The organism is Paenibacillus terrisolis (assembly GCF_056171975.1).
In genome coordinates this window covers 80,944-99,948 of record NZ_JBKFGG010000009.1, presented here as the reverse complement: position 1 = coordinate 99,948, position 19,005 = coordinate 80,944, and the positions used below count along the sequence as shown (strand labels likewise).

At 53.6% G+C, this 19,005-nt stretch carries 18 protein-coding genes and 1 tRNA gene; 14 read left to right on the top strand and 5 right to left on the bottom strand.

Going from position 1 to position 19,005, the window contains the following annotated elements:
* Positions 1 to 19: 19 nt before the first annotated feature.
* Both efeB and efeO read right to left on the bottom strand, forming a co-directional pair.
* A complete protein-coding gene (gene efeB / locus ACI48K_RS11200) occupies positions 20 to 1,369 on the bottom strand; it encodes an iron uptake transporter deferrochelatase/peroxidase subunit (RefSeq protein WP_475027682.1) in 1,350 nt (449 codons plus the stop codon).
* A 4-nt stretch (positions 1,370 to 1,373) separates the two neighbouring features.
* The gene (gene efeO / locus ACI48K_RS11195; RefSeq protein ID WP_475027681.1) at positions 1,374 to 2,282 is read right to left on the bottom strand and encodes an iron uptake system protein EfeO; all 909 of its coding nucleotides are present in this window, start codon (positions 2,280 to 2,282) and stop codon (positions 1,374 to 1,376) included.
* A 427-nt stretch (positions 2,283 to 2,709) separates the two neighbouring features.
* Between efeO and glpK the strand changes: the two genes are divergently transcribed.
* The 5 genes from glpK (at position 2,710) to ACI48K_RS11170 (ending at position 7,553) form a co-directional block, all read left to right on the top strand.
* The gene (glpK, locus tag ACI48K_RS11190) at positions 2,710 to 4,200 is read left to right on the top strand and encodes a glycerol kinase GlpK (RefSeq protein WP_475027680.1); all 1,491 of its coding nucleotides are present in this window, start codon (positions 2,710 to 2,712) and stop codon (positions 4,198 to 4,200) included.
* A 119-nt stretch (positions 4,201 to 4,319) separates the two neighbouring features.
* Positions 4,320 to 4,544: a helix-turn-helix domain-containing protein gene (locus ACI48K_RS11185; RefSeq protein WP_068620025.1), complete on the top strand. Its 225-nt coding sequence runs from the start codon at positions 4,320 to 4,322 to the stop codon at positions 4,542 to 4,544.
* 186 nt (positions 4,545 to 4,730) lie between these two features.
* Entirely contained in the window at positions 4,731 to 6,302 is a 1,572-nt protein-coding gene (locus tag ACI48K_RS11180) for an ATP-binding protein (RefSeq protein WP_475027679.1), read from the top strand.
* Between the two features lie 5 nt (positions 6,303 to 6,307).
* On the top strand, positions 6,308 to 7,009 hold the full coding sequence (locus tag ACI48K_RS11175) for a response regulator (RefSeq protein WP_475027678.1): 702 nt from the start codon (positions 6,308 to 6,310) through the stop codon (positions 7,007 to 7,009).
* Positions 7,010 to 7,157: 148 nt separating this feature from the next.
* Positions 7,158 to 7,553: a hypothetical protein gene (locus ACI48K_RS11170; RefSeq protein WP_475027677.1), complete on the top strand. Its 396-nt coding sequence runs from the start codon at positions 7,158 to 7,160 to the stop codon at positions 7,551 to 7,553.
* An 88-nt stretch (positions 7,554 to 7,641) separates the two neighbouring features.
* Here the strand turns inward: ACI48K_RS11170 and ACI48K_RS11165 are convergent, their stop codons facing one another.
* A complete protein-coding gene (locus tag ACI48K_RS11165) occupies positions 7,642 to 8,997 on the bottom strand; it encodes a dipeptidase (protein ID WP_475027676.1) in 1,356 nt (451 codons plus the stop codon).
* 220 nt (positions 8,998 to 9,217) lie between these two features.
* Here ACI48K_RS11165 and ACI48K_RS11160 point away from each other — a divergent pair, with 220 nt between their 5' ends.
* The 3 genes from ACI48K_RS11160 to ACI48K_RS11150 all read left to right on the top strand — a co-directional run bounded on the left by ACI48K_RS11160 (position 9,218) and on the right by ACI48K_RS11150 (position 12,325).
* Entirely contained in the window at positions 9,218 to 10,396 is a 1,179-nt protein-coding gene (locus tag ACI48K_RS11160) for a peptidyl-prolyl cis-trans isomerase (RefSeq protein WP_475027675.1), read from the top strand.
* A gap of 196 nt (positions 10,397 to 10,592) precedes the next feature.
* Positions 10,593 to 11,345, top strand: coding sequence for a class I SAM-dependent methyltransferase (locus tag ACI48K_RS11155; RefSeq protein WP_475027674.1), 753 nt, complete (start codon positions 10,593 to 10,595; stop codon positions 11,343 to 11,345).
* Positions 11,342 to 12,325, top strand: coding sequence for an MBL fold metallo-hydrolase (locus ACI48K_RS11150; protein ID WP_475027673.1), 984 nt, complete (start codon positions 11,342 to 11,344; stop codon positions 12,323 to 12,325). The genes ACI48K_RS11155 and ACI48K_RS11150 overlap by 4 nt, the downstream gene beginning before the upstream one ends.
* Positions 12,326 to 12,631: 306 nt before the next feature.
* Here the strand turns inward: ACI48K_RS11150 and ACI48K_RS11145 are convergent, their stop codons facing one another.
* Positions 12,632 to 13,198, bottom strand: coding sequence for a phosphatidylglycerophosphatase A family protein (locus tag ACI48K_RS11145; RefSeq protein ID WP_475027672.1), 567 nt, complete (start codon positions 13,196 to 13,198; stop codon positions 12,632 to 12,634).
* 150 nt (positions 13,199 to 13,348) lie between these two features.
* Between ACI48K_RS11145 and ACI48K_RS11140 the strand changes: the two genes are divergently transcribed.
* The 3 genes from ACI48K_RS11140 (at position 13,349) to ACI48K_RS11130 (ending at position 16,002) form a co-directional block, all read left to right on the top strand.
* Entirely contained in the window at positions 13,349 to 14,410 is a 1,062-nt protein-coding gene (locus tag ACI48K_RS11140; RefSeq protein ID WP_475027671.1) for a GerMN domain-containing protein, read from the top strand.
* 201 nt (positions 14,411 to 14,611) lie between these two features.
* Positions 14,612 to 15,367, top strand: coding sequence for a ribonuclease PH (gene rph / locus ACI48K_RS11135; protein ID WP_475027670.1), 756 nt, complete (start codon positions 14,612 to 14,614; stop codon positions 15,365 to 15,367).
* Entirely contained in the window at positions 15,364 to 16,002 is a 639-nt protein-coding gene (locus ACI48K_RS11130) for an XTP/dITP diphosphatase (RefSeq protein WP_475027669.1), read from the top strand. The genes rph and ACI48K_RS11130 overlap by 4 nt, the downstream gene beginning before the upstream one ends.
* 103 nt (positions 16,003 to 16,105) lie before the next feature.
* Here ACI48K_RS11130 and asnB read toward each other — a convergent pair whose 3' ends face one another.
* Positions 16,106 to 17,950, bottom strand: coding sequence for an asparagine synthase (glutamine-hydrolyzing) (gene asnB / locus ACI48K_RS11125; protein WP_475027668.1), 1,845 nt, complete (start codon positions 17,948 to 17,950; stop codon positions 16,106 to 16,108).
* A 148-nt stretch (positions 17,951 to 18,098) separates the two neighbouring features.
* Between asnB and ACI48K_RS11120 the strand changes: the two genes are divergently transcribed.
* The 3 genes from ACI48K_RS11120 (at position 18,099) to ACI48K_RS11110 (ending at position 18,957) form a co-directional block, all read left to right on the top strand.
* Positions 18,099 to 18,407, top strand: a complete 309-nt coding sequence (locus ACI48K_RS11120; RefSeq protein WP_475027667.1) for a hypothetical protein — start codon at positions 18,099 to 18,101, stop codon at positions 18,405 to 18,407.
* 28 nt (positions 18,408 to 18,435) lie between these two features.
* Complete coding sequence (locus tag ACI48K_RS11115) at positions 18,436 to 18,786, top strand: hypothetical protein (protein WP_475027666.1); 351 nt, start codon at positions 18,436 to 18,438, stop codon at positions 18,784 to 18,786.
* A gap of 97 nt (positions 18,787 to 18,883) precedes the next feature.
* A tRNA-Arg gene (locus tag ACI48K_RS11110) sits at positions 18,884 to 18,957 on the top strand.
* The last annotated feature ends 48 nt before the right edge of the window (positions 18,958 to 19,005 follow it).

Sequence of the window (19,005 nt, the reverse complement as noted above, 5' to 3'; positions counted from 1 at the left end):
TTTTTAGGGCAACTCCTTCCTAAAATAAAGTTTCTCCGATATAACCGCCTTCCCGCGTGCCGGGGAAGCAGGCGAAAACGGCGCTGCCGATATGGACGATATATTCGTTCAAATTATCGTTTGCGGCGAGCATCCGCTGCATCGGAACGAACTGCTTCTGCAGGTCCCTTTGATAGCTGATAAAAAACAATCCGGCGTCAAGCTGGCCGGTCTTGGTATCCATTCCGCTCGTGTAAGAATAGGCGCGGCGCAAAATTTTCTGCTTTCCGTCCATGTGAGCGAGGCGCGAATGAGAATTCGCAGGAAGCACGAACTCGCCTTTTGTGTCCTTTGCGGTAAGATTAAGCGGCGCGAATTCGTCCGTTTCGCCGAGCGGCGCTCCGGAGTCCCGATAACGCCCGAAGGTTTGCTCCTGATCGGCCAGATTCGAGCGGTCCCAGATTTCGATGCGCATCCGGATCCGCCGGGCGACCATATAGCTGCCGCCGTCCATCCATCCCGCGCCGTCCGATGCGCCGGCCCAGACGATCTCATTCATCGCGGCCGCATCCGCAACATCGGGATTCCCGGTTCCGTCCTTGAATCCCATCAGGTTGCGCGGCGTGCCTCCGGCAGGATCCGCCGTTCCTGTGCGCTGGAACCCTTCCTGCGTCCAGCGCAGCACGGCGGTGCCGCGCGCGATGCGCGCGAGGTTCCGCACCGCGTGGAACGCGACCTGCAGGTCGTCGGCGCAGACCTGCACGCCGAGATCGCCGCCGCACCATTCCGGCTGCAGGGCGTCCCCGCGGAACGCCGGCAGATCGGCGAAGGAAGCCGGGCGCTTGCCGGACAACCCGAACCGGTCGTCAAAAAACGCCGGTCCGGCGCCAAAAGTGATCGTCAGCCGGGAAGGGGAAAGCCCCGCCGCCTCGCCGGTGTCGGAAGGAGGCAGGTTTGGATTGTCGTTCGTTTCGCCGATCATTTGCCCTCCAGTCATAACCGCCGCCGCATCCGTCCAGGAGCGGAACAGCTTCCGGACATCGGAAAGCGAACGAGTCGTCAAATCGAAGGAGGCGAAGCACATAAAGTTTTGGGCCGGGGTGATGATCCCGGCCTGATGCTCGCCGTAAAACGGCACCCGGCTGCCAGCGGCAAGGCGGGAGCTTTCGCTTTTGCCTGCGGTTTTCGATAATGTCTCTGTGGCCGCCAGCACGCCGTAGGTCCCGCCGCCGCCAAACAGCAGGCCGATCCCGCCGGCTCCGGCCGCTTTGAGGATATCGCGGCGGCTTATTTTTTTATCCAGCAGCTTGTGTTCGTTTGTCTCGCCATGCAACGTTTCGGAATTTTGCACAGGCTGTTCTTCTTGGGAGTTCAGTTCCGTCCTGCTCATAGCGTTATACTCCCAGCAGCTTGCCCATATTGGACAAAGGCTCCGCCAGCGCGTCCAGGTTTTGGCTCAAGATGCGGATGTCTTCTTCCTTCAGCTTGTCGTAAGTGACGTATCCATCGCCTTGCTTAAAGGGAGAGAGCTCTTGGTCCAGCGCCGCAAAGCGGTCCGAAATTTGTTTGTCGAGATCGGCATCCTTTTCAGCGAGCTGAGGCGACAGCAATTCATAAATCTTTTTCGCGCCTTCCACGTTAGCGGCAAAGTCGTATAAATCGGTGCGGGAGTAACGTTCTTCTTCCCCGGTGACTTTGGAAGTAGAGACCTCGTTCAGCAGCTCGACCGCGCCCGTGACGAGCAGGGAAGCCTGAATATCGACCGTTTCGACCTTGGCCCGCAGCAGCTTGGCGTCGCTTAGAAGACGTTCGGCAAAGTCTTTTTGCCCATCGGTGGTTTTATCTTCCCACAAGGCTTTTTCGATCCGATGGAATCCGCGCCATTCCGCGGCATCTACGTCACCGTCCCGGGCGTCGATATTCGGGTCCAGGTCGCCGAGCGCTTCGGCGATCGGCTCGATCCGTTCATAATGCATGCGGGCCGGAGCGTACAGCGTTTTAGCCGTCTCCAGATCCCCTTGGTTCACGGCATCCACGAATTTGCTCGTTTCGGTGACAAATGCGTCGCACTCTTGAATGACATACTCGCGGTATTGGTCAACGGCTTGTTGGAAATCCCCGGATCCCGCATCGGCGGCAGGCTCGGTTCCCGAATTACCGGCATTCGCAGCCGTGGCGGCGTCACCGCCGTTTGCGGAAGCCGGTGCGGCGCCTTCGTTGCTTGACGTATCACCGGAATTGCATGCGGATAACACAAGAGCCAACGTTAAAACGGCGGTTGGAACGGAATAACGAAATTTCATCGATTATGTACACCCCTCATATCAATATAATAAAAAATTGAAAATGAATAATTTAAGTGATAATGATTATCACTGTCATTTAACATCATAAGCGGAGCGACTTCGGTCGTCAATACAAAATGAAGATAAATCTGGAAAAGGATCGAGTGATCTTACAATATAAGTTGAACCAATGAAAAGTAGCTTGGCAAGAGTGTGAAATGTTCTGGCAGAAGCAAAGCGTTCGCCTTTGTGACCGGATTTCTACTCCATCTGAACTTATACAATCCAAGAAATCCGGGAACAACAGCGATCGAAAGAATATTTCACACGGCAGGCCGTTATACGTATTCAATCTTTGCTTCAGCTTATGGCGCATATTTTTCGGGAAGGTTATGATAAAATCAAATTTTGTAAGCGTTATTAATCGGAGAATCGGGGGATATCGGTGGAAAAATACATTCTTGCCCTGGACCAGGGAACGACGAGTTCGCGGGCGATTTTATTCAATAAAGAAGGCAATGTCGTGCATTTGGCGCAGCGGGAGTTTCCGCAATATTTTCCGGAGCCCGGCTGGGTGGAGCAAAATCCCAACGAAATCTGGGGCTCCATTCTTGCCGTCATTGCTTCCTGCCTGTCCGATTCGGGAGTCAAACCGAAGCAGATCGCCGGCATCGGCATTACAAACCAGCGGGAAACCACCGTCGTATGGGAAAAAGAAAGCGGGAATCCGATCCATAACGCCATAGTCTGGCAGTCCCGGCAAACGGCTTACATTTGCGAAGAGTTGAAAGCGGCGGGTTACGACGATATGTTTCGGGCCAAAACGGGACTGCTGCTGGACCCTTATTTTTCAGGCACCAAAGTGAAATGGATCCTCGACCATGTGGAAGGCGCGCGGGAACGTGCGATAAGAGGGGAGCTGCTCTTCGGCACAATCGATACGTGGTTGATCTGGAAACTGTCCGGCGGACGGCTGCATGTGACGGACTATTCCAACGCTTCGCGCACACTGATGTTCAATATTCATGAGCTGGCCTGGGATGACGAATTGCTGGAGCTGCTATCGGTTCCGAAGGCGATGCTGCCGGAGGTCCGTTCCTCCTCGGAGGTGTACGGCGCCACGATTCCATATCACTTTTTCGGGGAAGAAGTGCCGATCGCGGGGGCTGCGGGAGATCAGCAGGCCGCGCTGTTCGGGCAGGCCTGCTTCGAGCCCGGCATGGTGAAAACCACTTACGGCACCGGCTGCTTCATGCTGATGAATACCGGCGATAAGCCGGTGGTTTCTAAGCACGGATTGATCACCTCGATTGCCTGGGGATTAAACGGGGAGGTGGAATATGCGCTTGAGGGCAGTATTTTCGTATCGGGGTCGGCGATTCAGTGGCTGCGGGACGGACTCCGCATGTTCCGTGAGGCGAAGGACAGCGAAATCTATGCTTCCCGCGTTTCCTCGACGGGCGGGGTTTATGTCGTGCCGGCTTTTGTCGGTCTGGGAAGTCCATATTGGGACAGCGAGGTTCGCGGCGCCATATTCGGTCTTACCCGCGGCACGACGAAGGAGCATTTCGTCCGCGCGACGCTGGAGTCGCTGGCATACCAAACCAAAGACATCGTTGGGGCCATGGAAAAGGATTCGGGCTTCAAGCTGAATATGATGCGGGTAGACGGAGGCGCGGTTTCCAACGGTTTTCTGATGCAGTTTCAGAGTGACATCCTCGGCGTGCCGGTAGAATGTCCGGTCGTGCGGGAAACGACGGCGCTTGGGGCGGCTTTTTTGGCGGGTCTGGCGGTCGGCTATTGGTGCGACCGTGAGGAAATCTGCCGGGGTGAAAGGCTGGAACGCCGTTTTGATCCCCTCATGGAAGATGAAACTCGGGCAGCATTGTATCAAGGCTGGCTTAAAGCGGTTCACGCCGCGATGGCTTTCAAATAACAAGGCGCCCATTTTACCATGGCAATCGCACCATTGCTTTCCTTCAATCATAAGATGTGTTGACTGTATCCCTTAACCTTGTTAAACCACAAAACCCGAGCAAGGAGGGGTGACGCATTTTGAAGGGCAGCGATCGTAACAGCAAATTTCTGTTAACTCATCGTGAACGGGAAGTTTTCGAACTCCTCGTGCAGGATAAAACGACGCGCGACATTGCGGGGCAGCTGTTTATCAGCGAGAAAACCGTACGGAATCATATCTCGAATGTGATGCAGAAACTGAACGTCAAAGGTCGTGCGCAGGCGGTAGTCGAGCTGATCAAGCTTGGGGAGCTGAAAATCTGACGGTGACCGGTTTACCCGGGGAGACCGTAAGCCTTCTTTTTCAAACCGTGCAAACGGGGGAGAAAGGAGGTTTTTTGTTTGCTTCCGGCTCAAGCTCCGGCCCGCTGGCCGAATCGTTTTCCCAAGATCGAAAATGATATATGATAAATAGCGGAATCACATATTGCCCGGAAAAGAGCGAATGTCATGAAAATAAATAAAACCGAACTCTTTTCGCTGCAGCCGGCGAAGCAGGAAGCCCAAAAAGCCGCTGCGATCGCAAAAAATTTGACGGTGACTTTGGCGATCATGTGTCTGGCCACGCTTCTTTCTGTCGTTTTCAGAGCTGCCGGTCTGCACGAAGCCAACTTCATTATGTCTTACATTTTGGGCGTTCTTTTTGTCGCGACGCAAACCGAAGGGTATTTGTACGGCATCATGGCGTCCGTGGTTGGGGTCCTGGCCTTTAATTTTTTCTTCACGGAGCCCTATTACTCGTTGCAGGCATACCGGCCGGATTATCCGGTTACTTTTGGGGTTATGCTCGTCGTGGCGCTGACTGCGGGCGCTTTAACCGCCAAAGCGAAAAGGGCAGCCGCCATTTCCCGTCATCGCGAGCAGAGAACGCAAATTCTTTACCGGGTCAGCCGCAGCTTGCTGCAGGCGCGGAGCGTTCAGGATATCGCGGAGGCCAGCGTTCAGGATATCGCCAGGCTTTATGTCCGTGGAGTCATGATTTCCCTAGCCGGCCCCGACGGCGAGCTTAAGGAGCCTTTCATTTGCTCACTTAACGATGAACGAACGATTGCGTTCAAATCGAATATGGAGCGTCAAGTCATGAACGAGGCGTTTAGGTCAGGGCGCCAGGTGGGCGCCGGAACGGTGGATTACCCCGAGAGTCAAGCCTACTATCTGCCGATCAGAGGGCAAGGCGGAACGTTTGGCGTTGTAGGAATTTCCTGCTTCGATCAGCGCTATTTATCGGAGGAGCAGAAAAAAATGCTGGAGGCCGTCGCGACCCAAATCGCGCTTGCCATTGAACGGGAGAATTTGCTGGAGATTCAGCAAACCTCCCGTATGGAAATCGAGAGAGAGCAGCTTCGCGGGAACTTGCTGCGAGCCATATCGCATGATTTGCGTACACCGCTGACCACCATTATGGGCTCCACCGCCGCACTCCTCGAACATGAAGATGTGCTGGAACGAACGGAAAAGATAAATTTACTGCAAAGCATTTACGAGGATGCCGGCTGGTTGGTTCACTCCATTGAAAATATCCTGAGTATCACCCGCATCGACGAGGGTAAAATGGAGCTTCGCAAAAATATGGAGGCGGTGGAGGAAGTCGTGGCTGAAGCGGTATCGCGGGTGAAAAAGATCCGGGGCGGACGCGGCATCAAGATCGATATCCCGAACGATTTGATCATGCTGCCGATGGATGGGATACTCATCGAACAAGTGCTTATCAACCTGTTGGACAACGCGATTAAATATACGCCGCAAGGCACCGAAATCGAAGTCAAAGTATGGAACGAAGGCGACGGGAATCAGGTGATATTCGAAGTATCGGATCGCGGAAACGGCATTCCGGAGAAATACTTGCCTTCTATTTTCGAACGTTTTGTTATGACGGGTCAAGCCCGGACGGAAAGACGCGGAACGGGTCTGGGGCTCGCGATTTGCAAATCGATCGTCAAGGCGCACGGCGGAGACATCAGTGCTCATAATAATGCTTTTGGCGGCGCAACATTTCGATTCAGCTTACCGGTAAAGGAGTGATGGACTTGGAGGACAAGCCTCTGATTCTAGTCGTTGAGGACGACCCGCCGATTCGGAATTTTATCGGTATTTCCCTGAAAGCGCAGGGCTACCGGGGCATCGATACGGACAACGGAACAACGGCGGTATCCATGGTATATTCTCATAACCCCGACGTCATTATCATTGATTTGGGACTGCCGGATATGGACGGCATAGACGTTATCACCGCCATCAGGCCGGCCACGAACGCCGCAATCATCGTGGTTTCGGCGCGCGGGCGCGAGAGGGAAAAGGTGGAGGCTTTGGACAGCGGGGCGGACGATTATTTGACCAAGCCGTTCAGCGTGGCCGAGTTGATGGCCCGCGTCCGTGTGGCAATGAGGCATTCCCTGCAGCGTGGCGCTTTTCCGAATGAAGAGGCGGCAGAATTTTCCGTTGGAGAGCTGCGAATGGACTTTGACAAACGGCGTCTCTTTGTTGCGGACGGGGAGGTCCATCTAACGCCGATGGAATTCAAACTAATGGCGCTGCTGGCGAGACATGCCGGAAAAGTGCTGACGCATAATTATATTCTGAAGGAGGTATGGGGGACCTTCTCCGGGGACGACACGCAGTCGCTTCGGGTATTTATGGCGAACATCCGCCGAAAAATCGAAGCGGATCCGGCCCAGCCCAGATATATCTTGACCGAGGTGGGGGTTGGATACCGCCTTGCAGATGAATGAACACGAATATCTTAACAGCATCTTTACGCCGCGGAAAGGATTCTTAACACGGATTTCATCCGTTTTCTGTTAGTATTGTCGATGTGGATCCGGTGGCTCTCCTGCCGCCGAGAAACACGCACAATTCTCCTTTTCGAGGTGACCTATAATGCCGTACGGGGTTCAATCCGTTTCTTTTAATATTTTGATCGGGCAAGCCGCAGAGGCTATTCAGTTCGCTCGGTACCGCGAAGCCCAGGAGCTTATCAACCGGGCAATGACCCAAAACTGCCACGCTCCCGAAACGCATAATCTGCTAGGAATTCTTGCCGAGCTTTCCGGAGACCTGAGATTGGCGGGCAAACACTATCGGGCGGCCTATGCGCTTGATCCGGCCTATAAACCGGCCAGCCGAAACTTGGACAGAATCACTTCCTTTTCATACAGCTTGAATCCGAAGAACATCGATTACGGGGACAAGAATGAAGCGGAGGAAGTCTCTCGGTACACCTTGGTGTTTGACGGCAACAACATCGGCCGGCTCATCAAAAAATCACATTCATAATCACAATTCATGAGCGTCATCACGAGTTATCAAAGAACCTCCCATTCACGTTTCATAACGCGAATGGGAGGTTCTTTAGTTGCGGCGATTACAGCGATTTCAAATACTCTACGATCGTCAACAGCCCTTTATCGAAATTCTCCAGGTGGAAATGCTCGTTAGGGGCATGCAGGTTTTCGTCGGATAAGCCAAAGCCCATCATCGCGACCGGAGCGGTCAGAACGCGGGACAACGTCTCGACGATCGGAATGGAGGCGCCGTCTTGCGTGAACAAGGCACGGGTGCCGTAGATGCGTTCATAGGCGTCAGCCGCTTTTTGCAGCATCGGGTCGGACGGATCGATCGAGAAGGCGCGGGCTTTTTCAAGCTGCTGAACTTTCAAGGTAGCGCCTTCCTGCAGATGTGCATGAAGATGGCGCTCGATCTTGTCGAGCATATCCTGAGGATCTTGCTCACCGACCAGACGGCAGGTGATTTTGGCATGCGCTTCCTTCGGAATGACCGTTTTGGAGCCTTCGCCCTGGAATCCGCCCCATACTCCGTTGAGTTCCAGGGTGGGACGAGCTCCGTTTCTTTCCAGGAAGGTATATCCTTCTTCGCCGTAAAGTGCGGTAAGGCCAAGATCTTTTCTCATCTTCTCTTCGTCAAACTGCTGCTTGGCAAATTCTTCACGCAGCATTGAGGTCAGTTCGGGCACGCCCTTGTAGAAACCTTCCACCGCGATACGGCCCTTATCGTCATGAAGCGACGCAAGCAGCGATACGATGGCATGCAAAGCGTTCGGAACGCCGCCGCCAAACGTTCCCGAGTGAAGATCCGTATTTGCGGTGAACACGGATACCTCCAGCGAACACAAGCCGCGCAGCCCTGCGCAAATTGCGGGTCTTCCCGGTTCGAACAATGCCGTATCCGAGATGAGAACGACATCGGCTGACACTTTTTCTTTATGCGTTTCCAGAAAAGAAGGCAGGTTCGGACTGGTTACTTCCTCTTCGCCTTCAATGCAGAATTTGATGTTGACCGGCAGTTCTTTTTCCTGCTGTAAAATCGCTTCAACCGCTTTGATATGCAGGAAGACTTGTCCTTTATCGTCGGTGGCGCCGCGGGCATAGAGCTTGTTGTCGCGAATCGACGGCTCGAAAGGCGGCGTTTCCCAAAGGTTCAGCGGATCGACAGGCTGTACGTCGTAATGTCCGTAGACGAGAACCGTTGGTTTTCCGGGAGCATGCAAATGCTCGGCATAGACGATCGGGTGACCTGCGGTAGGGTGAACTTCAACGTTTTCCATGCCCGCACGCTTCAGTGCCTCCGCAATCCATTCGGCTGCCTTCCGGACATCGCCTTTATGCTCGGATAGAGCGGAAATGCTTGGAATGGTCAAAAGCTCGCTCAGTTCTTTCAAATGCTCGTCTCTGTGATTTTGAAAATAAGTTTGATAATCCATCTCTGATATCCTCCCGGACGTGTTTTACCGTTTTACCAGTATATTCTACACCTTTTTGACTGAGAACACGAATCATTTGGCCTTTAGATCCCGGAGACTTTCCGAATCTTAATGTTTCATTAAAAATCGTTCCCATTTTTTTAGGATAAATTAAGGTTTGTCCCGTGTTTTTCTGTTAAAGTCAAAAAGTACGAGTTAATAGAGGAAGGGAGTCACACGCATGGAAGACAAAGATAAGAACGAATTTGAACCCGTTGTGAAGGAGGACGGCGATCAGCCGGAAACGAAGGCGGAAGAACCCAACTTTGAGTATCGCGAAGGCTACTTCGGTACGGAAGAAGGAACCGGTACGGAAGAAGGGACCGGCGGCGAATCCGCTGAAAGCGAATTCTTTGAAGACGATTCCGCTGAGGAAGCCGCACCAATCGTCGCTGCTTCAAATCCGTGGGATCCGTCTAGCCCGCCTCAGGCGTCGCGATCTTCCAAACTGTGGCCGATCGTTTCATTGGTGCTGGCGATTCTGCTGGTGGTTGTGCTGATCAAACCGCCGTTTGCATCGCAAAAACCGGAAGTTGTCGCTTCGGTCAACGGCGTGGAAATTTCGAAGGATACTTTGTTTGACGAACTGGCGGGCTCCGGCAGCGGGGAACAGGCTCTGACCAACCTGATCAATCAGGAATTGGTGAATCAGGAAGCCCAGAAGAAAAATATTTCGATTACGGATGCGGATATCGATAAGGAAATCGAAACCTATAAAACCCAATTCGGATCCGAGGACGCTCTTAATCAAGCGCTGGCTCAATACGGCATGACCATGGATGATCTGCGTGAGCAGGCAGGTATGAACTTGAAATTGACCAAGCTGCTTGAACCGCAAATCAAGGTTACGGACGATCAAATCAAACAGGCTTTTGACCAAAATAAAGAAAGCTTCAATACTCCGGAACAGGTGCGGGCTTCCGTCATTCTCGTGAAAACCGAGCAGGAAGCCAAGGATATCATCAAGCAGTTGAACGACGGAGGCGACTTTGCCGCTATCGCGAAGGAGAAATCGCTTGATCCCGAAACGAAGGATCTGGGCGGAGACACCGATTTCTTCGCTCGCGGAGTTAAGGACAAGGCCATTGAAGATGCAGCCTTCAAGCTGTCCAAAGGCGAAATCAGCGCTCCGGTAAAAACGGGCGATGGGTATGAAATCATTAAGCTGACCGATCACAAGGATGCGCATACGGCTACGCTGGACGAGAAGAAGGATGAAATCAAAAAAGGCCTGGTGTCCCAACAGGTATCGGATATGTCGCAAGGTTGGCTGGACGATGTCCGCAGCAAGGCGAAAATCACCAATACGCTGGCGGACGATGCGGGTACCGAGCCGGCTGCAGGAACGAACGCTCAATAATATAAGCTTCTAAAGTTAGTTGCATGATGCGACGCGAAAAGCGCGAGTATGGGGGGGCTTGTCCCCCTACGGCTCGCGTTTTTCATTTATGTCATCCTTTTTTCTTTGAGTTTGTTCAGGGTAGGCGGTACAATAATAGACAATTATTTTGCGATGGCAAATCGATAGGATGGCTTGTAAACGAGGAGGTACAACCATGGCCGAATGGTACGAACGAAGCTTCGGTGAGGACTATTTGCTGGTGTATAAACATCGGGACGTGCAGGGGGCGAAACAGGAAGTCCACAGGATGATCTCCTGGCTTAAGCTGCCTCCGGGGGCAAAGGTGCTGGATCTTTGCTGCGGCATGGGACGCCACTCAATGGCGCTCGCCGAAGCGGGCTATGAGGTCACCGGGGTGGATTTGTCGGACGTCCTGCTGCGTGAGGCTAGGAAAAACGATCCGGAGGAACGGGTCAAATGGTACAAGGCCGATATGCGCCTGCTTCCGCTGAATGGCGGCTTTGACGCGGTGGTCAATTTGTTTTCCTCATTTGGCTACTTTGAAGAAGACGCGGAGCATGTCAAGGTCCTTAAAGAAATCACCAGAATGCTGAGGCCGGGGGGCAAGTTTATCATTGATTTCCTGAATCCTTCCTACACGGTGTCCCATTTGGTACCGCATTCGGAGCGGGTGGATGAAGGGCAACGGATAGATGAAAACCGCTGCATCGAAAACGGTTATGTGAAAAAACGGATTTCCATCACGAAAGCGGGAGAAGAGGTCTTCACTCAGGATTCGGCTTCCCGGGAGTATTTGGAGCGGATTAAGCTTTATTCGCGGGAGGACTTTGCGAAAATGTTGGAGACGGCCGGATTATCGCTGGAAAAGGTGCATGGGAGTTATGACGAAGACGCCTACGATTCCGAAACCTCTCCAAGAATGATTATGGTAGGAAGCCGGAAATGAAACTGTCGAACTTGCACATTTGGGAAAAAGACGAGATCGTTCGTGCGCAAATATCCATGGCTCCGCCGCTGCGGTGGGTAAACAGCTATATTTTACGCGGGGATGAGGGGGTTACAATCGTGGATCCCGGCCCCCGGTCGGAGACTTCGGAAACGGAATGGAAGGAGATCTTCCGGCAGCTTGGGATGTCGCTGCGGGATATCGTTTCGATTGTGGTCACGCACCATCATCCCGATCATTACGGACTTGCCGGATACCTGCAATCTTTGACGGGAGCGCCGGTGCTTATGTCCGAGCGCGCTTACCGGGAAACACGGTTGATGTGGGGGGAAGGCAGCATCATGCACGAGGCTCTGCCGCAATTGTTCCGGCGGCATGGAATGCCGGACGAATGGAGCGAGCAACTGCCGGACCACTTGAATGGTTTTATGCCTCAGGTCGCGCCGGACCCGGAGGTCACGTTTTTGAGTGAGCCGGATGAAGTGTTGATGGGTGGACGATATTGGAAGCCGATCGAAACCGCCGGACATGCCCCGGGACATCTGTCCTTTTATGACGCGGAGCGGCGGCTGATGTTATGCGGGGACGCGGTTCTTCCGCAGATCTCGCCGAATATCGGCTACCTGCCGGACAGCGATCCGCAGCCGCTGCAGTCCTTCTTGGACTCTCTGGCGAAGCTGGGGGCACATGAGGTGGAGACTGCATATCCCGGCCATCGTAATCCGTTCACCCATTTCGGGGAACGGACCCGGATGCTGCTCCGCCATCATGATGAGCGCTTGTCCCGAATCGAGGACATGCTGCGGGAGCGGCCGCAAACGGGTTTTGAGGTATGCGCCGCGTTGTTTGGAAAGGAGCTTGGCATTCATCAAATGCGCTTTGCCATGTCGGAAGCGCTTGCCCATCTGGTCCATCTGACTGCTCAAGGCAGGATACTTCAGGAGGATGGCGGCGGGAGTGCTGTTACCTTTCATGTATAGCGGAGGGAAGCTCTGAGTCGAGCCGGTAACCGAGGAATAACGGTACAAAAGGGCGTTATTTCCTTCGAATAAGGAAAGTTGACTTAAATAGCGGCCATTTATGGCTTTATTTTCAAAAGAGCTGGTCTAATTCCGCTCTTTTTCACATGGTTTATGAAAATAGAGCCATTTTGTGTCGTTATTAACCCAAACGGAAGCAAAATTACCTAAATAAGGTCCAATTATACCGCTATTTTGAAAATAGAACGGGCAAGGGAATTTCCCTTGCCCGTTTTTTCGCTAGGAAGCAGTATAATGTGCTTTGATTTACAACTCAGGCTCGAGCGTTTCTTCCCCGTGTTCCTTTTCGCGTTCCGCTTGCTTGCGATGGGCGATCCGGCTGCTCGCCGAAGCGGCGACCGCGCCGACAATATCGTCGAGAAACGTGTTGCAGGGCCCTAACGTTTTGTCGTTGAGCTGCTCCAGAATCCCCGGCTTGAGCTTGTCGATATAGCCATAATTCGTAAATCCGATACTCCCGTATACGTTTACAATGGAAAAAGCCAGAATTTCGTCCACGCCGTACAAGCTCTCGTCATTGGAAATCATCTCTTGAAGCTCGGGGATCAGCAGCCCTTGCTCCGCCAAAATGTCGAGCTGGATACCGGTAAGAACCGCGTTCTGCACCTCCCGTTTTTGCAGGACCTGCTCCACGTTGTGCACGCACTCTTCCATCGTCAAATTGGGATAATATTTTTGCTGAAGCAGCATCACCAGCTCCGCGATTTGCTCCAACGTGACTCCGCGTTTATGCAGCCATTCCCTGGTGGCGTCGGCCACTTTTTTGCTGTTCAGGCTGTAAGGCGCTTTAGCTTTCGGATGTTCCATCCCCATAGATCAAAACTCCCCGCTATTTTGTCGTGTCCGCATCGGATATGAAGCAGTCTGTCCACTTCCCGGAAAAATATAGTTATTTTTCAAAAAAGGGCTCGTATATATAGTAATACAAACCCTAGAAAAATGTTAGGAGGATAACAAAAGCCTATGAAATGGAATCGCCGATTTCGCGGTGCGGCGGCCACCGGTCTGTTAGCCGTTCCGCTGCTGCTTTCGGGATGCAGCTTGTTCGGATTTCACACGTCCGCCCAGATTGATCCGCCGCCTCCGGACGTGGAGGCGCAGATGCTGCAGTCCGCCGATAACGTAAAGCAGACAAGCTTCAAGACCGACGAAACGCTCACGACGGTTTATCTCGAAAACGAGGTAGGTCTGCTGGCTCCGGTCGCGCTGCATTTGCCCCAAGGCGACGCTTCCCAAAAGCTGAACCTGATGCTGGAAACGCTGGTCAAAGGAGGTCCTTATTCCGCCGTGATTCCTGCCGGGTTTACCGGCGTTATTCCGGAGGGAACCGAAATCAAAGCGGTCACGGTCAAAAAGGACGAAAAGCTGGCGGTGGTGGAGTTCAGCAAGCCGTTCGGCAGCTACGAGGCCAAGGACGAACGGAAAGTTCTTGAGTCTATCGCATGGACACTGACCGGAGATCCCGAGGTGAAAAACGTCCAGCTGTGGGTCGAGGGCGAGAAGCTTGATGAAATGCCGGTCAACGGAACTCCGCTCGATCGTCCGCTTGACCGGACCTTGGGTATTAACCTGGAGATCGGCGAAGGTGCGGTGTTGTCGCAAACGAGCCCGGTTATCGTTTATTTCTCGGCCTCTACGCCGGACGGCGTGCAGTATTATGTGCCGGTAACGCGTTTTGTGCCCTCGGGTTCGGATCCGGTGAGATCGGCGCTTGGCGAGCTCATCAAGGGCCCGATGCAGGGGGATGGACTGGAGAGAGTGCTGACCGACAATTCTTCACTGGACGGCATTCAGGTTTCCAAAGACGGGATCGTCACGGTATCGCTTAAGGACGACATGTTCGAAGCCGGGGATAAGCCGCCGGCCCAAATGCTGCGATCGGTCGTGTTGACGGTGACGGAGAATGCCAAAAACGCCAAGGTTCGCATTTGGCTGAACGGGCAAAAGGATGTCGTTGGCATGGATGATCAGAAATACAGCGAGCCCGTGATTCGGCCGGAAACGATCAATGAATTGCCTCTGTAGACTGCCGCTCATTTAAGCGGATAGCGGGCAAACACAAGCAAAGCAGCAAAAGACCTGCCCGCCAGCAGGTCTTTTGTCCATTGCGCCATTAACGTCGGTGTGACTGAAAAGAGAGGAATGGAAAGGTGCTTTTATGCCCACACTTTGGTAGAATAGGGAAAGCATACAGACAGCATGAAAATGTAGGAGGCAATGAAAAACATGAGAACGAACGGGCGCGGCGCCGACGAACGGCGGCCGATGATTTTGACCGTGAATACGAATAAATATGCCGAAGGCTCGGTGTATATTGAAGTCGGCGATACGAAAGTGCTGTGTACGGCAACTGTGGAAGAAAAAGTGCCGGTATTTATGAAAGGACAAGGCAAAGGCTGGGTTACGGCGGAATACGCCATGCTTCCCCGGGCAACCCAAACGCGCAACCAGCGGGAGTCGGCGCGCGGGAAGCTCAGCGGCCGGACGATGGAAATCCAGCGTTTGATCGGACGCTCTTTGCGTTCGGTTGTGGATTTGCACGCTCTGGGGGAACGCTCCGTCACCATCGACTGCGATGTGCTGCAGGCGGACGGCGGTACCCGCACGACTTCCATAACAGGCGCGTTTGTGGCGCTGGTGCTGGCTATGAACAAGATCGTTCAGAAGCACTCATTGCCCGTTTTTCCGATTACCGATTATCTGGCTTCGGTTAGCGTAGGGATCGTAGGACAGGAGACGCTTCTGGATTTAAATTATGAAGAGGATTCCAAAGCGAAAGTGGATATGAATGTCGTGATGACCGGACGAGGACAATTCGTGGAGGTGCAGGGCACCGGAGAAGAGAATCCGTTCTCCCGCCAGGAGCTTGATAAAATGCTGGAGCTCGCAGAAAGCGGAATCCGCGGGATGATCGAACAGCAGCGTGAGGCGCTGGGACCGATCGCCATGAAAATCGGCGGCGAGCCAGGGACAAAGGTATGAACGGACTAACCGGGTCCGTGATCATTGTGGCGACGCGCAATCAAGGCAAGGTTCGGGAGTTTGCGCATGCCTTGCAATTTCTGAATAAGCCGGTGCAAAGCATGTATGACTTTCCGGATGTTCCCGAAGTCGTCGAGGATGGCCGGACATTTGCCGAAAACGCGCGCAAAAAGGCCAAAACCGCAGGCGACCTGCTGGGACAACCTGTTCTTGCGGACGATTCCGGATTGATCGTGGATCAACTGGACGGTGAACCTGGCGTATATTCGGCCCGATATGCGGGAGAGAGCGCTTCGGATGAAGACAACAACCGCAAACTGCTTTCCGAGCTCGAAAGAAAGATGCAGGGTGAAGACACGGAGCAGCCGCTGCTCAGTACGGCAAGGTTCGTGTGCCATCTGGCGCTCTACGATCCGGCCTCTGGAGAATTCGAGGAAGCCTCCGGAACGGTGGAAGGCTGGATCACTTCGAATCCCGCCGGCAGCGGCGGGTTTGGCTATGATCCGCTCTTTTATTTGCCGGCCTATGAGAAAACGATGGCCGAGCTAAGCCTCGAGGAGAAGCAAGCCGTCAGCCATCGCGGAGCCGCGCTGCGAGCTCTTGCCGAGAAGCTGAGCCGGCCCTCCGTCAAGTAAAGATAAGATATACGTTTGAAAGCCTGGGTCCTCCCATATGGAGAAGACCAAGGCTTTTTCTGGTTTGGGTAAGGTATTGCGTGATGAAAACCCGCCTTGGTGTTTAGCGGAACGTTACGTTGTAGTTTTTCAACCAGTGGTTAACCTGAGTCAGATAGGCGAACAGCTGCGGACCGGACATCAATTGGCCAAACCAAGGCAGATGGGAGGACGATTCCTCCGAGGCGGCGATTTCCCGGATTTTGTTCGCGTCAATGAGCGGCAAAATCGGCGAAGTCGGATCGTCGAGGATCGACAGCATCTGGCTGCGGACGGCGGTCAAATAATTCGGATTATGGGTTTTGGGATAGGGGCTTTTTTTGCGATACAAAACGTCGTCCGGCAGAATCCCTTCGAGCGCTTTGCGCAGAATGCCCTTCTCGCGGTTTCCAAACGTTTTGATTTCCCAAGGGATGTTCCAAACGTATTGCACAAGCCGGTGGTCGCAGTATGGAACGCGGACTTCGAGCCCGGCCGCCATGCTCATCCGGTCCTTACGGTCGAGCAGCGTCGGCATAAACCGGGTAATGTTCAGGTAAGACATCACTCTCATGCGCGCCTGCTCGCCGGTTTCCCCTTCCAGGGCGGGCGTTTCATGAACCGCTTCGCTGTAGCGGTCCGCGATGTATTGCTCCGGCTTGATCCATTCCCGGATTTCCGGCGACAGTAATCCTGCGCGCAGGCCTGTGGCGACGGACCAGGGAAAGGTTCCGGCATTCAGCAGCTCTTCGCGATGAAACCAAGGGTATCCGCCAAAAACTTCATCCGCGGCCTCGCCGGAAATGGCAACGGTGGCCCCTTTTTTGATCTCCCGGCAGAACAGCAGCAGCGAGGCGTCGACATCCGCCATTCCCGGGAGATCCCGGGCGTTCGTGGAGTCCGGCAGAGCTCCGGCCAGTTCCGGCGTATCAAACGTGACCCAGTGATGCTCGGTTTCCAGTTCCTCCACCATGCGCCGGATCCATGGTCCGTCGGCGTCGGGCTGAAAGCTATGCGCTTTGAAGTACTTGTCGTTATCGACGTAATCGATCGAGTAAGTATGCACTTTGCCTTGGCCGGTGCGCTTGTAATAATCGACCGCAAGCGCGGTTAACGCGCTGGAATCCAGCCCGCCCGAGAGCAGAGTGCACACCGGAACGTCGGAGATCAATTGGCGGTCCATCGTGTCCCGCAGCAAATCGCGGATCGTAGCCGCAGTCTCCAAGGCACTGTCGGAATGTGGCTCGGCTTCGAGCTTCCAGTAGGCATATTTTTTTAGGCCCGCTCTGCTGAAGATCATTGCATGGCCTGGCCGCAGCTCCTTCATGTTCTTATATACGCCGTGGCCTGGCGTTCTTGCCGGGCCTACAACGAAGATTTCCGCCAGTCCTTCCGGGTCGACAACCGCTTCGACCTTGGGATGGCGCAAGAGGGATTTCGGTTCGGATCCGAAAATCAGGCTGCCGTCGATTTCGCTGTAAAACAGCGGTTTAACCCCCAGACGGTCACGCGCAAAAAAAACATGCTGCCGCACGCTATCCCAAATCGCAAACGCGAAAATTCCGTTCAAACGGTACACGCTGTCCGGACCCCATTCGATATACGATTGCAAGAGCACCTCCGTATCGCAATTGGTATTGAACTTGCGCCCTCTGCGCTGAAGTTCGGCCTTTAATTCCGGAGCATTATAGATTTCTCCGTTATATACAATCGTAAACACCGCGTCCTCTTCATGGATCACCATCGGCTGGGCTCCGTTTTCGGGATCCATAACGCTCAGCCGCCGATGTCCGAAGGCGCAGGGGCCCGATATCCAAGTGCCTTCCGCATCCGGTCCCCGATGCTCCAGGCAAGACGTCATCGATAGCACGAGTTCGGATTCTCTGGTCAAGTCCCGGTTCCATTCGATAAAGCCGGTTATTCCGCACATGTTAGGTTTCTCCTCTCTGGATTTGCTTTACGCCCCCGCTGCGGGCCGGGTGAAAAGTATTAACAAATTATGCCGAACAAGGGCATAAAATGTCTGTCCACAATGGAAAACTATGTGTTACAAGGCTTGAGAATAGGAGGAAACGAGGTTGGAGAAAAAGCGGTATTACGTATCCGTCCAGGGACGCTCATTGCTGGAAAATCCCGAGGCGGCGTCCTACGAGTGGGCGATCAAGGCCACGCGGGAGGAAGCGGATGACTTGAAAGCGATGCTGGAGCGGATCGGCGAGAAGGAGGAGAGCGGGTTCCTCTCTTTCACCTATCCTTGGCCGGATACGCCGGAAGCCGGCGTGAATGCAAGCTACCAAAGTCATATGGATAAGGTGTTTGGGGAAATTTACCGGCTCGGTACTGCGGAAACGAGGGAACAACTGCGGAGCTCGGGATACGGCGGATAAGGGGCGAAACCAAGGAGGTGGTGGCAGCGTGTATTACATCAAGGATGCGAAGTATTTAAGAACCGAAGAATTCGCCGGACGCACTTGCGCGGTGATTCAAGCCAGACCCGGAGCGGTGGGCGACCCCGATCTGTTCGTTTACGTCTCGCGCGCGCAAGAAGGGGACGGGTACGAGATCGTCAACATGATTCGAAGCCACGCCGATCTTGAAATCGACTGGTTCAACAACAGTGAACATCAGGCTTTCGCCAAGGTGTCCGAGCAGCAATTCGGAGACACCGGTTGGCCTGATCCCGCAAGGCAGCGGAGGGAATTCAAGGAGAGACTGCTGGCATATCCGGAAATCTCTTCAAGGCTGGAACGGGAGCTTCCGCACTGAGCTTTTTCGCCCCCCGATGGAGAAATTCAAGCAAAATTGGCTTTGAAAAATAAGAATGGATGCGCTATAATAATTGACGCATCCTTTTTTTCGTTATGTCCCAGTAGCTCAGCTGGATAGAGCAACGGCCTTCTAAGCCGTCGGTCACGCGTTCGAATCGTGTCTGGGACGTCACATCAGAAGCTCTCCTTCGGGAGAGCTTTCTTCGTTCTTTTCTTC

Coding starts and splice junctions, on each gene's coding strand:
- ACI48K_RS11165 (WP_475027676.1), bottom strand. CDS start 8,997: ATGGATTATCAAACTTATTTTCAAAATCACAGAGACGAGCATTTGAAA.
- rph (WP_475027670.1), top strand. CDS start 14,612: ATGAGAACGAACGGGCGCGGCGCCGACGAACGGCGGCCGATGATTTTG.
- ACI48K_RS11130 (WP_475027669.1), top strand. CDS start 15,364: ATGAACGGACTAACCGGGTCCGTGATCATTGTGGCGACGCGCAATCAA.
- ACI48K_RS11140 (WP_475027671.1), top strand. CDS start 13,349: ATGAAATGGAATCGCCGATTTCGCGGTGCGGCGGCCACCGGTCTGTTA.
- asnB (WP_475027668.1), bottom strand. CDS start 17,950: ATGTGCGGAATAACCGGCTTTATCGAATGGAACCGGGACTTGACCAGA.
- ACI48K_RS11145 (WP_475027672.1), bottom strand. CDS start 13,198: ATGGGGATGGAACATCCGAAAGCTAAAGCGCCTTACAGCCTGAACAGC.
- ACI48K_RS11155 (WP_475027674.1), top strand. CDS start 10,593: ATGGCCGAATGGTACGAACGAAGCTTCGGTGAGGACTATTTGCTGGTG.
- efeO (WP_475027681.1), bottom strand. CDS start 2,282: ATGAAATTTCGTTATTCCGTTCCAACCGCCGTTTTAACGTTGGCTCTT.
- efeB (WP_475027682.1), bottom strand. CDS start 1,369: ATGAGCAGGACGGAACTGAACTCCCAAGAAGAACAGCCTGTGCAAAAT.
- ACI48K_RS11170 (WP_475027677.1), top strand. CDS start 7,158: ATGCCGTACGGGGTTCAATCCGTTTCTTTTAATATTTTGATCGGGCAA.
- ACI48K_RS11180 (WP_475027679.1), top strand. CDS start 4,731: ATGAAAATAAATAAAACCGAACTCTTTTCGCTGCAGCCGGCGAAGCAG.
- ACI48K_RS11160 (WP_475027675.1), top strand. CDS start 9,218: ATGGAAGACAAAGATAAGAACGAATTTGAACCCGTTGTGAAGGAGGAC.
- ACI48K_RS11150 (WP_475027673.1), top strand. CDS start 11,342: ATGAAACTGTCGAACTTGCACATTTGGGAAAAAGACGAGATCGTTCGT.